The following is a 14,411-nucleotide window of genomic DNA, read 5'->3' on the forward strand; positions in this document are numbered from 1 at the left end:
TGGAGGAGTGAGTGTTGCTACTTCTCCAGAGCGTGCAGTGCCGCGCCCAGTACTGGCCGATGCGGTCGAGCTTGCCCGAAAGGCAGTCGTCGACCTGCATGAAGGCGGTGTGGGGGCATACCTCGGCGTGACGTCGGAGGACGAATTTGCCGCCACCCATCGATTTGCAGCAGACATTCCGGGATACCGCGGTTGGCAGTGGGCGGTTGTCGTCGCTGCCGGACCGGAGGACACCCACGCCACGATCAGTGAGTTGGCGCTGTTGCCGGGTCCCGACGCGTTGGTTGCGCCGGAATGGCTGCCATGGGATCAGCGGATTCGTCCCGGCGATCTGTCCGTCGGTGACCTACTCGCCCCGCCGGCCGAGGATCCTCGCCTCGTTCCCGGCTACGTCGCCACCGGTGACCCGGAAGTCGACGAGGTAGCTCTCGAAATCGGGCTCGGCCGCAAACAGGTCATGAGCCGCGAGGGCCGACTCGATGCCGCGCAGCGTTGGTTCGACGGTGACTTCGGCCCGGAGTCGGAGATGGCGAAGGCCGCGCCGTCGACGTGTGGACTGTGTGGATTCTTCCTTCCACTCGCCGGTTCGCTGCACGCAGCGTTCGGTGTGTGCGGAAACGAACTCTCCGCAGACGGCCGTGTGGTCAGCGTGTCCTACGGTTGTGGCGCGCACTCGGACACCAGCCTGCCGCTCGGTGCGGGCTCGCCGCAGTTCGACGCATTCGACGACGGGGCCGTCGAGCTGATTGCGGTGCCCGCTCGCCCGTCGAGCGCTGTTGCAGTTGAGGATTCGGTATCCACCGAGTAGAAGATCCGTTCGGTACGGACGCACTCCGCGAGGCGACGCTGCGCGCGTGGTCGGAATCTCCGACGCGATTGCGTGAAGACGCGGCTGCGGAATCCGACCTCGCAAAGGCCGGGTACCGCGACCGTCTGCTCACCGAACTGGCGCAGAACGCTGCCGATGCAGCTGCACGCGAGGGCGTCCAGGGCTCTTTGTGGGTGGATGTGGACGGTCGGACGCTGACGGTGGCGAACACGGGCCGTCCACTGGACGAATCCGGTGTACATGCGCTGACCGCGCTGCGCGCGTCGAACAAGGTCGACGCCGACGAAGGTGTGACGGGACGGTTCGGCGTCGGATTCTCGGCAGTTCTCTCGGTCAGTGACGAGGTGGAACTGCGCTCGTCGACGGGATCGATTCGATTCTCCGCCTCGCACACTCTGCGCGAGATCGAGTCTCGCGAACTCCCCGTGCCGGAAACCGGTGTCCCCGTACTTCGTTTGGTGTGGCCCTCTGGCGAATTGCCGAGCGACGGTGCCGATTCGGAAGTGGTGCTGACGCTTCGGCCGGACGTCGATGCCGCAGCGCTGCTTTCGCAGATGGCACGTGAGGCTGTCGACCTGCTCCTCGAACTCCCAGCTCTCGGATCAATTCGTCTGGGTGAGAAGACTTTTCGGCGATCGGAACGGGTGCTGGATTCCGGCCTCGTCGAGATCGCTATCGGTGATCGCACGTGGTGGCAGTACACCGCGCCGAACGCACGATGGTTGGTGCCCGTCCGCGACGGGGTCGTCGAGCCGGTCGCAGACGACGTCCTGCGGGCGCCGACGCGATCCGACGAGGAACTGTCGATCCCCGCGATCATCATTGCCGACATTGCAATGCAACCCGATCGGCGACGCCTCATGCCCGCTGCACCGATCGCTCCGCTTGCCGAGGGGTACGCGAAGTTCCTTGCTGCACTACCTCCTCGGCAGCGAACGGCACTCGTCCCGATCCCTGCCTTTGCCCGCAGCGAAACCGATTCGCTTCTGCGCGAAGCGCTTCTGAAGGAGCTGCAGGAAAACGAGTGGCTTCCGGTAGTCGGTGAGCCCGACCGCGCGCCGCAGCGAGCGTCCGTGGTGCCCGGGCTCAGTGATGACCTTGCCGAGTTGCTCACCGACATCATCGGTGGCCTGGTTGTCCCCGAGCTCTCCGGCCCCAAGCACGAGCGAGCGCTCGCGGCGGTGTCGACACACCGCATCGGGCTCGCGCGCATCGCCGAACTGCTCAGCGGTTCGGAACGTGAACCCAAGTGGTGGAATCGCCTCTATTCGGCTCTCGAGCCTCTGGTGATCGACACTCTTGCGGTGGAAGAGCTTGGAACACTGCCGGTTCCGCTCTCCGATGGACGGACGGTGACCGGGCCGCGGACCGTCGTCGTCGGCGTCGAACTGGGCGAAGACGCGCCGTCGGTGGAGTGGACGAGGTTGGTTCATCCCGTCGCGGTTCACCCGTTGCTGTCTCGATTGGGAGCGCAGACCGCGAGTGCCACCGACCTGCTGTCCGATCCGGCGCTGCGCGCATTGATCGAAGATGCTGCGGACCAAGATGATTCGGTAGCGACGGAGTTGGCGCAAGTGGTGCTCGGATTGGCGGCCCACGTGGCGCCAGGGGCGCTGCCGTCGTGGATCGGTGAAGTGCTGCTTCCTGATTCGGAAGGCGAATTGCGGTCCGCCGACCAACTTCTGCTTCCGGGAGCTCCCCTTGCAAGCGTCCTGGTCGAGGATTCTCCCTTCGGCATCGTCGACGCTGATTTTGTTCAGCGGGTGGGGGAGCAGGCGCTACGGGTAGTCGGTGTCGGGTGGGGTTTCACGGTGGTCCGTGAGGAATTGCCGTCCGGCCCCGATCACGATCTCGACGCCGAAGACGCATGGTGGGACACCCTCGACGAGGACCCCGAATACATCGAAGCCGTGCGCGATCTCGATCTCGTGGACGAAGACCGCTGGCCGCAGGCGTTGTCGCTGCTGGTCGAGTCGCCGGCGACGCGGGCGCTGCTCACCGACCGTCGTGGATACACGGCGTGGTGGTTGCGTTCGAATGCCGAACTCGGCGGTGAGGTGCTGGGCTTGCTGCGCGCTCCGGGCGATCGCACCTTCGAGGGATTGCTCGATGCTGCCGAACACCCCGACGCCGGATTCTTCTCCGGATTGCTGGCATCGGATACCGTCGACGATCCGGAACTGGCTCAGCTGCTGCTCGATCGGCTTGCCGACCCACTACGGATGCCGGCCTCCGCCGTTGTCGCGCGGACGCACCGACTACTGGGGGAGGCAGCGCAGCGACGGGTTCTCGACCTGGAGGAACTGCACCTGCCGCCGTTCGTGCGAGGCCTTTCCGGCGATCTGGTCGATCCCGGCGACGCCCTTGTTCTCGACCGACCGTGGCTGGGAGCGGCACTGCCTGCACAACGAGTGGTGCTCGGCAGCTTCGAGACGGCCGACGCACTGGCAGATCTGCTCGACGTCGCGACGGCGTCTGCATCCGTTCACGGACGAGTGAGCAGCACCGGCGTCGTGACGACGTGGGCGAACGAACCGCAGGCAGTTCTCGGCTTCGCAGCCCTCGGCCGTGAGGTTCCCGGCGGCGAGGTAGTGATCCATCACGAACTGTCGGTGGAACTGACGGGGGCGGTCGAGACGACGGTGATCGTGCCGTGGTGGGTGGACTCGGACGGCGTTCATCACGTGATGCGTACGTGGACTCTGCCGCAAGGAATGTGAGGGCAGATGTCTTTTGATCAGTGGGTACTCGACAGCGCAGTGAGTCAGCGGACGGCGTGGCTCGTAGACGTCGTCGACGTCATCACCGACAGCGGCGGAACCCTCGCGTCGTGGCTGATCGCGACGCTGCTCACGATCGTGCTTCTGGTTCGGGGACTACGCACCGAAGCTCTGCTGATCGCCGGATCGATGTTGACCGGTCTGCTCGTGATGAGCGGATTGAAGCGCATCTTCACGCGAACCCGTCCACCCCTGCCGGAGCGGTTGATCGAAATCGATTCGTATTCGTTCCCGTCGGGCCACGCGATGATGAGCGCGATCCTCGCGACTTCGGTTGCCGCCGTGATCCTTCGTCTTGCCTTGCCGAGGCTCGCGAAGATGGCAATGCTCGCGAGCCTCGGCCTGTACACGATCGCCGTCGGATTCTCCCGCGTCTACCTGGCTGCCCATTGGATGACCGATGTACTGGCAGGTTGGGCGTTCGGGATGATGTGGGCCGGGGTGTGGATCTGGGGAACCGCGCAGATCAGAAAGCGCCGGGCGCTGGTTACTTCGTGAGCTCGGCGAGTAGTTGGCTCGTGGCCCACGGCAAGCTCAGTGCCGAGCTTGCGGTCAAGGCCGCACCGACCTGCGGAGCCTGATCGTCGTTGACGTAGACGACGCGATTGTCCTTGACCACGTCGAGTTGCTGGAAGCCAGGGTTGTTTCGGACCGCCTGTGCGGCATCGGGATTGCCGATGACAACGAGACGGTCCACGTCGAGAAGATCCAGTCGTTCGGTGGAGATCGGCGCGTAGAACTCACCGTTCATCAAGGCCTCGACCGCGGGAGCAGGTTTGAATCCGAGACTGCCGAGAACCCGTCCGCGGGCGTCCTCGGAGGAGAAGGCGTAGAACTCCGGGGTCGCGTCGACGCTGATGATCACCGCGGTCTGGTCTGCAAATTCCGGGTGAGCGCTTCTGGCGTCGGCGAACTGCTTGTCGATATCGGCGACCAACTTCTCGCCGTCGGCTTCGCGACCCACTGCCTTCGCTGCGGTCTTCGTCGTGATCTGCCACGGAGTTGCGTAGTCGCCGTAGGCCGGATCCTTCGCGACGGTCGGGGCGATCGCGGAAAGTGTGCTGTACAGGTCTTTGTCGATGCTCGAGTAGAGCGCGAGGATCAGGTCGGGCTCGAGCGCAGCGATCTTTTCGACGCTGATCGTGGTTTCGGGATTGCTGCCGACGACGGTCGGTTCGGTTCCGCCCCAAGGGCCGGTGACCCATGGCCACGTGCGGTTGACGTCCGGTTCGCCCGGGTACTGGTTGACCATTCCGACGGGCTTGATGCCCATAGCCAACAGAGCCTGCTCGTCGTTGTAACCGACGGTGACGATCCGTTGTGGTTCGGAATCGATCGTGGTGCTGCCGAAAGCGTGATCGATCGTGACGGGGAAGGCGCCACCACCGGAACTCGACGGACTACTTGCTGCGTCGTCGTTCGAACTGCAGGAGACGAGTGCTGTGCCGACCAGGGCGACCACAGCAACGGATGTCAGTCTCGTCCAACGTCTTCGGCTTTTCCAACGATTTCGGTGGGAGATCTTCACGGCTACGTGGTTCCTTTCAGCATTGACAAGCTAAGACCGACACTGGAGTGCAGGGTAGGCTTACCATACTGAAAGGGTGAATCGACCTGCTCAGTCGACCAGACCGGCGCCCTGTTGTGCGCCCTTGTCACCGCGCACAGCTGCGCGTCGTTGAATGGAGAACAGAGCGAAGCCGAGGAAGCCGACTCCGATACCCGCGTAACAGATCGGGAGTGCATCCGACCAACGGTCGCCGCTCACCGCGACCACGATCGTGGCGATCACCCACAACGCGGTGCCGATGATCAGTGCCGGCGCGGGTGCGGACAATTTGCCGATCAGGCCTGTTGTGTTGCGAGTCTCCGTCACAAAATTAACGCTACCCGTACCCCGGTGGCCTACTCTCCCTAGTGCGACCGGCTTCATGTGCGCCGGCACACGGCGACCTACAGCGATGGGGAAAGAACAAACATGGCGGCACCCGGCAAGATCCTCGACACCTATTTCAAGATCAGCGAACGAGGGTCGACGATCTCGACCGAGATTCGCGGCGGTGTCGTCACCTTCGTGGCGATGGCCTACATCGTGGTCCTCAACCCCCTGATCCTCGGCAGTTTCTCGGCTGACGACGCTGCAGCGAAGACCGACGTTCTCGGCAACATCCTTCCGGTCAACCAGGTGGCTGCGGTCACCGCTCTGGTTGCGGGCCTGATGAGCATAGTCTTCGGTGTCGTTGCCAACTATCCGTTTGCCATCGCCGCGGGTCTCGGCATCAACAGCCTGCTCGCCGTCACAATCGCACCTCAGGTCACCTGGCCCGAGGCGATGGGCCTGGTGGTCATCGACGGTGTGATCATCGTTCTGTTGGCACTCACCGGTTTCCGAACTGCGGTGTTCAATGCGATTCCCTCGGCATTGAAGTCCGCGATCGCGGCCGGTATCGGCATGTTCATCGCCTTCATCGGACTGGTCGACGCCGGATTCGTCCGCCGTATCCCCGATGCCGCCGGTACGACGGTTCCCGTCGGCCTCGGAATCAACGGCTCGATCGCTTCGTGGCCGACCGTGGTGTTCATCTTCGGTGTGCTGCTCATGGGTGTTCTGGTAGTGCGCAAGGTTCGTGGTGGACTGCTGATCGGCATAGTCGTCACGACGATCCTCGCTGCGATCATCGAGGCAGTTGCCGACGTCGGACCCTCGCTCGGAACCAACCCCAAGGGCTGGAACCTCAGCATCCCCGCGATCCCGGAGATGCTCGGTGGTATGCCTGATCTGAGCCTGGTCGGCGACGTCAGCATCTTCGGCGCATTCACCCGCATCGGTGTTCTGGCCGCCAGCCTGCTTGTCTTCACCCTCGTGCTCGCGAATTTCTTCGACGCCATGGGCACGATGACGGGTCTCGGTAAGGAAGCCGGCCTGACCGACAAGGACGGAAACCTCCCCAACGTCGGTCGCGCGCTTGTCGTCGAAGGCGCGGGCGCGATCGTCGGCGGTGGCGCTTCGGCGTCGTCGAACACCGTGTTCGTGGAATCCGCGTCGGGTATCGCCGAAGGCGCCCGCACGGGCCTGGCAAACGTCGTGACCGGACTGCTCTTCCTCGTCGCGATGTTCCTGACGCCGCTCTACTCCGTCGTGCCGATCGAGGCAGCTGCGCCTGCCCTCGTCGTCGTCGGTGCGCTGATGATCGGGCAGGTCCGAGACATCGATTTCACCAAGTTCTCGGTTGCTCTCCCGGCGTTCCTGACCATGATCGTCATGCCGTTCACCTACTCGATCGCCAACGGCATCGGCGTCGGCTTCATTTCATGGGTGGTCCTGCACGCTGCCAGCGGTGGTATCAAGAAGATCCACCCGTTGCTCTGGATCGTGGCGGCACTTTTTGTGGCCTACTTCACTGTCGGACCCATTACCGACGCCCTTACGTGAAATCAGGGTTGACCGGTATTCGATTACGTGAGCTACCGGCCAGCTCTTGACGTATTGTCTGACGCGTGACCACCGAAACTCGTGCGCTGGCCAGCGATCTTTCCCTGGCTGTAGTGCGTCTCACCAGGCATCTGCGCGGCCGCAGAGTCGACGCTCAGGTATCGCTGACGCAACTGTCCGCCTTGGCGAGCCTGGATCAGTACGGCCCGATGACTCCTGGCGTACTCGCAGCACGTGAGAAAGTGCAGCCGCCGTCGATGACGCGCGTTGTTGCTTCTCTCGCCGAGCTCGGTCTGGTCGAGCGCTCGCCGCATCCCACGGACGGTCGTCAGATCATCGTGAATCTGTCCGACGCCGGGCAGGCGTTGCTCGCGGACGAAACCCATGCGCGTGAGGCGTGGATGAACGAGCAGCTGGCCGGGCTGGGTGGCGAAGAACTCGCGACACTGCGCGGTGCCGTCGAGATCATCACCGAGACGGTCAACAAGACGGAGTAGCTCCGCTACCTAGAGGTCGTTGCCCAAACGAATTACTCGAGGGGCAAGATAGTGGGGTGCCCCGAGACCCCGATTCCGGCATGTTTGCCGCGCTCCGCAACCGCAACTACCGCCTTTGGGCTTCCGGACAGATCGTTTCTCTGGTCGGCACGTGGATGCAACGCATCGCCCAGGACTGGCTGGTACTGACGCTCTCGGACGGCAACGCGCTGGCGGTGGGCATCGTCATGGCCTTGCAGTTCGGCCCGACGCTGTTCTTGTCGGTGTGGGGTGGGGTGCTGGCCGATCGGTACGACAAGCGTCGGATCCTGATCTTCACGCAGTGGGCGAGTGCGGTATGCGCGCTGGTGTTGGGTCTGCTGGACGTCGGTGGGCTCGTCGCGTTGTGGCATGTCTTCCTGATTGCCTTTGCCCTCGGCTGTGTCTCGGCGCTCGACGCACCCGTGCGTCAATCGTTCACCATCGAAATGGTGGGCAAGGAGCACCTGTCCAACGCCATCGCGCTCAACTCCATGACGTTCAACACGGCCCGCATCGTCGGTCCGGCCATCTCGGGTGTGCTGATCAACCTGATCGGAACAGGGTGGGTGTTCCTGCTCAACGTCGCGACATTCGGTGGGGTGCTCATCGCGCTCTACCTGATGAACAAGAAGGAGTTGATCCCGTCGGAACCGGCCCCGCGCACCAAGGGGCAGGTGCGCGACGGGTTCCGATATGTATGGGGCCGCAAGGACCTTCGCGTGATCATGGTGTCGGTCTTCATGGTCTCGACCTTCGGCCTGAACTTCGCGATCAGCCTGGCGGTGATGGCGCGCAACACGTTCGGCCTCGAGGCCGACGGTTACGGATTGCTGTCCACGACGCTTGCCGTGGGCACCCTTGCCGGCGCTGCGTACGCCGCAAGACGGAAGGAAGCGCCGCGGTTGCGGACGTTCCTCGGTGCCGCCGTGGCTTTCGGTGTGTTCGAGGTCGCGGTGGGATTGATGCCCACCTACGCGTTGGTGGCGCTGATGTTGATCCCCACGGGCGCACTGACGTTGACGTTCACGACGTCCGCGATGAACATCCTGCAGATGTCGGTGCCTTCCGAGATGCGCGGGCGGGTGATGGGTATCTACATGCTCAGTTTCCTCGGTGGCACACCGCTGGGAAGCCCGTTGCTGGGTTGGCTCGCCGACTCCGTGGACCCACGTGCGCCCTTGATCGTGGGCGGAGTGATCTCGCTCGTCTCGGGCACTGTGGCCGGGGTGTACCTGCTACGCAGCGAAGGGCTGAAACTTCGTCTTGCGCGACCGGAAGACGGTGGCAGGCTGCCGGTTTTCGTCCTGCGTCCGGTGATCGTATGCGACGCGACCGAACAGGCAGTCGAGGCTAGCCGCGCGCCGTGACCTTCTCACGCTTGGGAAACACCGTGTAGCTCAGGGCGATTGCTCCCCAGATTGCGAGTACCACTGTCAGCTTGCTGATCCATCCGTCGAGGGCTCCAGTGCGGGTGGGGTCGTCGACGAGGAAGATGGCCGCGCCGAGAAGTCCGCACGCGACGGCCCAGGCGATCGCGGCTTTGCCGAACTCGCGCCATTCGCGCAGTGCTCGCGCACTCCCGTACTTGGGTGGTGCGACGGGAGCCGGGCCGCCGGCGAATCGGTAGGCGAACCTGGCGTCGGCCCAGGAGATGAGGCTGTGTCCGAACGCGACGGAGAATCCGATGTAGGCCGCGGCAAGCCCATGGGTGAAGTTCGCCTCGCCACCGCCACGAAGATCGAGGGCTGTGGCGACGAGCAGTACGACATCCACCAGGGGCGCGCAGATGAGCAGTGCGGCGCCCAGCGTTTTGCGGCGCAGTAGATAGCGGGCCGCGAGACCTGCGGCGATGAACACCCAGAACATGATTTCGCACGCGATGATCAAGTGGACGATCATGACATCAGCTCATTTCTAGTACGACTGTGTTAGTGATTGAAAACTAGCACAGCTGTGTTAGTTTTGTGAAGTGGTGAAACGTAGCAGTCCGGATGAGCGGCGTGAAGAGATCGCCGAGGCCGTGTGGCGTGTGATCCGTCGAGACGGTGTGGCGAGCGCCAGCGTCCGGGCGGTCGCGGACGAGGCGAAGATGTCGACGGGGTCGCTACGGCACTTCTTCGCGACGCAGTCCGAACTCTTGCTGTTCGCGATGACGCTCGTGACCGTCCGGGTGGAGGAAAGGATTGCCGGCATCGACTTCGATCCCGACATCCGCCGCGCGATCCGTCAGTTCACCGATCAGTTCGTTCCCCTCGACCAAGATCGGCGTGAAGAAATGCAGGTTTGGGAGGCCTTTGCTGCTGCCGCCCAAGCCGATTCGGCGTTGACGGCCGTGCGTGACGAGACAGACCGGACCTTGTTCGAGCACTTTCGTTCGTTCGTGGAAGCGGCGCATCGAGCGGGTTTTCTACGGCCGGGTGCCTCGGTCGACATCGAGGCGATGAGATTGCATGCGCTCGCCGACGGGCTCGCGTCGCACGGCGTCGACAATCCCGAGCGAACCAATCCAGAGGTGATCAGCCAGGTGCTCGACGCGCATTTTGTCACGCTGTTGCGTTAGGTCGGGAGTAGTGGTGGGGGCTCGCGGTGCGTACGGCACGATAGACCCGTGGTTCACGTCATCGACATCTCAGATCCCGCCGACCCCCGGCTGGATGACTTTCGCGATCTCAACTCTTCGGATCGGCGCCCCGACCTCCCGGAGGGCAAGGGACTGGTCATCGCCGAGGGAGTGTTCGTCACTCAGCGACTGCTGACTTCGCGGTTCGAGCCGATCAGTCTCCTCGGCGTCGAACGACGGCTCCTGGAGCTCGCTGACGATCTCGACGGTGTGGACGTGCCGTTCTACCGTACGAGCGCCGAAGTGATGGCCGAGGTCGTCGGATTTCACCTCAACCGCGGCGTCCTCGCTGCAGCAGCGCGCCCGGCACCGCTCGCGGTCTCGGACGTGTTGAAGGACGCGAAGACCGTCGTGGTTCTCGAAGGCGTCAACGATCACGAGAATCTCGGCTCGATGTTCCGCAACGCGGCGGGGCTCGGTGTCGATGCAGTTCTGTTCGGGAAGGGTTGTGCCGACCCGCTGTACCGGCGGTCGGTCCGTGTGTCGATGGGGCACGTGCTGCGAGTGCCCTTCGCGCATGTGGCAAAGTGGCCACACGACTTGGATGAGCTGCGTGGCAACGGTTTTCAGCTCATTTCCTTGACTCCGAATCCGGAAGCGGTCACTTTGGCCGAAGCGATGACCGGGGAGAAGGTAGCGCTACTGCTGGGCGCCGAGGGGCCAGGTTTGACCGAACATGCGATGCGGGCCACCGACATTCGTGCCAAGATACCCATGGCGCCCGGCACCGACTCGCTCAACGTCGCGACCGCAGCGGCGATGGCCTTCTACGAACGTGTCAGGACCGGTCGGTGACTCAGGACCGCACGCCCTGGTTCACAGGAATCGCGGTGTCGGTGTTCGCAGCCATGCTCTCGACCAGTGCCGTCGCGGCGTTCTGTGTCGCGCTGGGCAACGTGAACGTGCTCCTGGCGGTTGTCGTCAATGTCATTGCGGTAGGCGGACTTGCGCCGACCGTCTGGCGCTGGCGAGCCGTCCCCGTCTGGCGATGGGTGGTCTACGGCGCGGTAGCCGGCGTACCGCTCGGGTGGATCGCAGCGATAGCCGCGTGAACCTGTGAGGCTGCTCGGCGCTACTTGAAGCCGAAGTACCGAGCGAGGCGGCCGCGCGGCTTGGCCACCGGTGCGTCGTGGATCGGCGGCATGTTTTCGGGCATGGGTACCTCTGTCGGCGCCTGCTCGGGCATCGGCGCGGGGGCTGGTGGTGCAGGTTTGGGTGCCTCGCCGGGTCGGTGAATCTTGAAGCCCCACAGGAGAATCTGCGTTGTGTCGAGTTCGTGTTCTCGCGGCGCGCCGGTGTATCGAAATCCCAGCCACTCGAGGTTGGCGGACTCTGCGAACTGTTGCGGGTGGAACGGAAGTGACTGCGGATCAGGCAGGATCCCGGGCGGGTAACGCAGGGGATGGTTGCCGGCCCAGAATTCCAGTTCCCAGGTCTGTGGGATCCCCAGATTTTCGACGATGTCGATCGGGATGGCACTGAACGAGCGTCGTAGCTCGCCGTCCTCCCACAGTGCAAACGAACCCTGCGCGGTTTCGGGGACGGAGCTGATCAACAGCGTCGAGCCCCCCTCTGCCGAAAGGTGCCAGGAATCAGGCAGTTTCGAGGGGACGAAGGTGCTGAGTTCGGAGCTGCAGACGACACTCACTCGACCGTACGCGCCGACGAAGACGTAGCCGGGGCTCACCGTCGCGGCCATCGACAGCGGCTGAGGCCCGAGCGACTCGAACTCCTTGTCCGGGTACAGCGACATGGCGATTTTCAGGGCCTCGGTCTGATCCGGCTGTGGGTACCTGCTCAATTCGGTGCGAGCGTCTGCGCCGCCCAGAAACCAGATCGTCGATACCCGTGCAGCCACCGGCAGCCCTCTCTCCTCAGCCTCGCTCGAAAGAAGAATACTTTCCTTCGGGTCAGCGACCGCTGCTGCGGACCCCGAGGAGTACGTCGTCCCACGAGGGAAGAGCAGGCCGTCCGCGCTTGTCCTTGGTCTGCGTCTGCTGCGGAGCGGTTTTCGGGGTCACATCCGGTGCGGGTTCGGGAACCTCTTCGGTGACGACGGTTTCCGGCTCGACAGCAATCGGTTCGGGCGCCACGATCCGTTCCGCCACCACCGTCCGCTCGGGGACTACTGTGCGCTCGGAAACTGCTGTCCGCTCGGAAACTGCTGCGGGCTCGGGCTCGATCTCCGCCACCGGCTCGACGTCGAATCGGGACAGTTCGAGCTGCTGCGGCTCGTTCGAGACCACCGGTACCAGGCCGCGGAGTGGGCGACCGAAGTCAGGATCGATCAAGTCGAATGCCGCGTCGTCGAGTGCGACGATCGTTCCGCCGTGCGCGTCGGGCTGGTAGCGCCAGTGCGCGGCGTTGGTGGTGCGGCCGGCCTGCCACTGCAACTGCGCGACCCACTGATTGTCCTCGTCGCGCCAGGCATCCCAGGTGGCCTCGTCGATACTGTGGCCGCGGGCGCGGAATGCGTGGGTCACGATTTCGGAGAGGGTGGGAACTGTCGGACCGTTGTCGCGCACCGGGTGTCCGCCCTGCGCCATTTCCGCGGCGCGGGAGCGCTCGAGCAGAACGGGGTACGCAAAGCGCTCGACCTTGCTGATGGGGATCTTCGCTTCTTCGGCGACCTGCTCTACGGAGGCACCGGAACGAATGCGCGCCTGAATTTCGCGGGGACGGAGTTGGCTTTCCATTTCGATCTCAATCTGGCCGAGTCGAGCCACGTCTCCGCGGGAAGCTGCACGAAGTTTGTCATCGGCGGGAAGCCGGAATTTCTGGCCGGTTTCAGCATCTGCGCACACCACATGCGATCCATCGGGTTCAAGTCCGATCACTCGAAGCTCTCGCACATTGACCTCCTTATCGCGCCGGCTCGCGACTTTGCGCCGCGCTCAACTGTAATTCATTCGTGACCATGGACTCGGCAGGACACGCAGGGCGAGATGACCTCGGATCCGCCCACCGGTGTGGTAGCTCACAAGGCCTGGCGCAAACGACGCTCGGCCCCCGACGTCATGCCGGGGGCCGAGCGGTGAAGCAAATGTGAAAATCAGCCGAGCTGAGAAACGACCCAGTCGATGCTCTTGGTGAGAGCGGTGACGTCATCGGGGTCGATGGCCGGGAACATGCCGACGCGCAGCTGGTTGCGGCCGAGCTTGCGGTACGGCTCGGTATCGACGATTCCGTTGGCGCGCAGGATCTTTGCCACCTCGGCAGCGTCGACGTCGTCGTTGAAGTCGATGGTGCCGACAACCTGCGAGCGGTGTGCCGGATCAGCGACGAACGGCGTTGCGAACTCACTGGCCTCGGCCCAGTTGTACAGGCGCGAGGACGAATCCGCGGTGCGAGCGGTAGTCCAGTCGAGGCCGCCGTTGCTGTTCATCCACTCGATCTGGTTGGCGAAGAGCAAGAGGGTGGCCAGGGCCGGGGTGTTGTACGTCTGATCCTTGGAGCTGTTGTCCACGGCGATGGGCAGCGAGAGGAAGTCAGGCGTCCAGCGTCCCGAATCCTTGATCTCCGCGACGCGTTCGAGGGCGGCCGGGCTCATCAGCGCGATCCACAGTCCGCCGTCTGCAGCGAAGCACTTCTGCGGAGCGAAGTAGTAGACGTCGGAATCGGCGACATTGACCGGAAGTCCGCCGGCGCCCGAGGTGGCGTCGATGGCGATCAGTGCGTTCTCCGAACCCGCGGGACGCGAGACGGGGATCGACACACCGGTGGAGGTCTCGTTGTGCGCCCAGCCGATGAGATCGACGGACGGGTCGGAGACCGGCACCGGTGCGCTGCCCGGATCGGCGGAAACGACGATCGGGTCACCGATGAACGGGTTGGCCTTGGCGACCGAAGCGAACTTGGAGCTGAATTCGCCGTTGGTCAGGTGCAGCGACTTCTCGCGGATGAGGCCGAATGCGGCCGCATCCCAGAACGCAGTGGTTCCGCCGTTGCCGAGGACGACCTCGTAGCCCTCGGGCAGTGAGAACAGATCGGCGAGGCCGGAACGAATGCTGGCCACAACGTTCTTGACCGGCTTCTGGCGATGGCTGGTGCCGAACACCGAAGCGCCCACCTCGACCAGGGACTGCAGCTGCTCGGGGCGAACCTTGGAAGGACCGCAGCCGAAGCGTCCGTCGGCGGGCTTGAGGTCGGCGGGGATGATCGGTGTGGAGGTCATCGCTTCTTTCTGTTCCTTCACTTGTGTTCTGTACTACCGTGATTGGCGAATTCGAGC

Annotated in this window: 15 protein-coding genes; 9 read left to right on the forward strand and 6 right to left on the reverse strand. The window is 63.9% G+C overall.

Going from position 1 to position 14,411, the window contains the following annotated elements; translation table 11 throughout:
• From A2J01_RS34345 to A2J01_RS34355, 3 genes are all read left to right on the forward strand, one after another.
• Positions 1-808 (forward strand): DUF3027 domain-containing protein (locus A2J01_RS34345; RefSeq protein ID WP_231916243.1); only part of this gene is annotated, 808 nt, incomplete at its 5' end.
• 68 nt (positions 809-876) lie between these two features.
• A complete protein-coding gene (locus A2J01_RS34350; RefSeq protein ID WP_064114461.1) occupies positions 877-3,549 on the forward strand; it encodes a sacsin N-terminal ATP-binding-like domain-containing protein in 2,673 nt (890 codons plus the stop codon).
• Positions 3,550-3,555: 6 nt separating this feature from the next.
• Positions 3,556-4,107: a phosphatase PAP2 family protein gene (locus A2J01_RS34355; protein WP_007733495.1), complete on the forward strand. Its 552-nt coding sequence runs from the start codon at positions 3,556-3,558 to the stop codon at positions 4,105-4,107.
• Here the strand turns inward: A2J01_RS34355 and A2J01_RS34360 are convergent.
• Both A2J01_RS34360 and A2J01_RS34365 read right to left on the reverse strand, forming a co-directional pair.
• On the reverse strand, positions 4,097-5,137 hold the full coding sequence (locus A2J01_RS34360) for an iron-siderophore ABC transporter substrate-binding protein (protein ID WP_082901008.1): 1,041 nt from the start codon (positions 5,135-5,137) through the stop codon (positions 4,097-4,099). The genes A2J01_RS34355 and A2J01_RS34360 overlap by 11 nt on opposite strands.
• Before the next feature lie 90 nt (positions 5,138-5,227).
• Entirely contained in the window at positions 5,228-5,485 is a 258-nt protein-coding gene (locus A2J01_RS34365) for a DUF2530 domain-containing protein (protein ID WP_007733492.1), read from the reverse strand.
• Positions 5,486-5,587: 102 nt separating this feature from the next.
• Here A2J01_RS34365 and A2J01_RS34370 point away from each other — a divergent pair, with 102 nt between their 5' ends.
• From A2J01_RS34370 to A2J01_RS34380, 3 genes are all read left to right on the forward strand, one after another.
• Positions 5,588-7,042 (forward strand): NCS2 family permease, encoded by a 1,455-nt coding sequence (locus A2J01_RS34370; RefSeq protein WP_003940242.1) that lies wholly within the window; start codon positions 5,588-5,590, stop codon positions 7,040-7,042.
• A gap of 65 nt (positions 7,043-7,107) precedes the next feature.
• A complete protein-coding gene (locus A2J01_RS34375) occupies positions 7,108-7,539 on the forward strand; it encodes a MarR family winged helix-turn-helix transcriptional regulator (protein ID WP_064114462.1) in 432 nt (143 codons plus the stop codon).
• Positions 7,540-7,619: 80 nt separating this feature from the next.
• The gene (locus A2J01_RS34380; protein WP_064114468.1) at positions 7,620-8,927 is read left to right on the forward strand and encodes an MFS transporter; all 1,308 of its coding nucleotides are present in this window, start codon (positions 7,620-7,622) and stop codon (positions 8,925-8,927) included.
• On the opposite strand, the gene A2J01_RS34385 is transcribed toward A2J01_RS34380, so the two are convergent.
• On the reverse strand, positions 8,911-9,459 hold the full coding sequence (locus A2J01_RS34385) for a hypothetical protein (RefSeq protein ID WP_003940103.1): 549 nt from the start codon (positions 9,457-9,459) through the stop codon (positions 8,911-8,913). The two genes, A2J01_RS34380 and A2J01_RS34385, sit on opposite strands and share 17 nt — an antisense overlap.
• Positions 9,460-9,529: 70 nt before the next feature.
• On the opposite strand from A2J01_RS34385, the gene A2J01_RS34390 reads away from it, so the two are divergent.
• From A2J01_RS34390 to A2J01_RS34400, 3 genes are read left to right on the forward strand one after another with little or no spacing between them, the layout of a single operon-like run.
• Positions 9,530-10,120 (forward strand): TetR/AcrR family transcriptional regulator, encoded by a 591-nt coding sequence (locus tag A2J01_RS34390; protein ID WP_030535365.1) that lies wholly within the window; start codon positions 9,530-9,532, stop codon positions 10,118-10,120.
• Positions 10,121-10,168: 48 nt separating this feature from the next.
• The gene (locus tag A2J01_RS34395) at positions 10,169-10,975 is read left to right on the forward strand and encodes a TrmH family RNA methyltransferase (RefSeq protein WP_003939731.1); all 807 of its coding nucleotides are present in this window, start codon (positions 10,169-10,171) and stop codon (positions 10,973-10,975) included.
• Entirely contained in the window at positions 10,972-11,232 is a 261-nt protein-coding gene (locus A2J01_RS34400) for a DUF2537 domain-containing protein (protein WP_030535366.1), read from the forward strand. Before A2J01_RS34395 ends, A2J01_RS34400 begins: the two co-directional genes overlap by 4 nt.
• 20 nt (positions 11,233-11,252) lie before the next feature.
• Here A2J01_RS34400 and A2J01_RS34405 read toward each other — a convergent pair whose 3' ends face one another.
• The 3 genes from A2J01_RS34405 to serC all read right to left on the reverse strand — a co-directional run bounded on the left by A2J01_RS34405 (position 11,253) and on the right by serC (position 14,354).
• Positions 11,253-12,038: a DUF6928 family protein gene (locus A2J01_RS34405; protein WP_042451221.1), complete on the reverse strand. Its 786-nt coding sequence runs from the start codon at positions 12,036-12,038 to the stop codon at positions 11,253-11,255.
• 52 nt (positions 12,039-12,090) lie between these two features.
• Positions 12,091-13,032 carry a septation protein SepH gene (gene sepH / locus A2J01_RS34410; RefSeq protein ID WP_030535368.1) on the reverse strand — a complete coding sequence of 314 codons (942 nt, stop codon included), beginning with the start codon at positions 13,030-13,032 and terminating at the stop codon, positions 12,091-12,093.
• A 200-nt stretch (positions 13,033-13,232) separates the two neighbouring features.
• Positions 13,233-14,354, reverse strand: a complete 1,122-nt coding sequence (gene serC, locus A2J01_RS34415; protein WP_007733484.1) for a phosphoserine transaminase — start codon at positions 14,352-14,354, stop codon at positions 13,233-13,235.
• Between the last annotated feature and the right edge of the window lie 57 nt (positions 14,355-14,411).

It is taken from the genome of Rhodococcus sp. EPR-134, from assembly GCF_001647205.1.
GTDB lineage: Bacteria > Actinomycetota > Actinomycetes > Mycobacteriales > Mycobacteriaceae > Rhodococcus_F > Rhodococcus_F qingshengii.

Coding starts and splice junctions, on each gene's coding strand:
- A2J01_RS34380 (WP_064114468.1), top strand. CDS start 7,620: ATGTTTGCCGCGCTCCGCAACCGCAACTACCGCCTTTGGGCTTCCGGA.
- A2J01_RS34385 (WP_003940103.1), bottom strand. CDS start 9,459: ATGATCGTCCACTTGATCATCGCGTGCGAAATCATGTTCTGGGTGTTC.
- serC (WP_007733484.1), bottom strand. CDS start 14,354: ATGACCTCCACACCGATCATCCCCGCCGACCTCAAGCCCGCCGACGGA.
- A2J01_RS34370 (WP_003940242.1), top strand. CDS start 5,588: ATGGCGGCACCCGGCAAGATCCTCGACACCTATTTCAAGATCAGCGAA.
- A2J01_RS34355 (WP_007733495.1), top strand. CDS start 3,556: ATGTCTTTTGATCAGTGGGTACTCGACAGCGCAGTGAGTCAGCGGACG.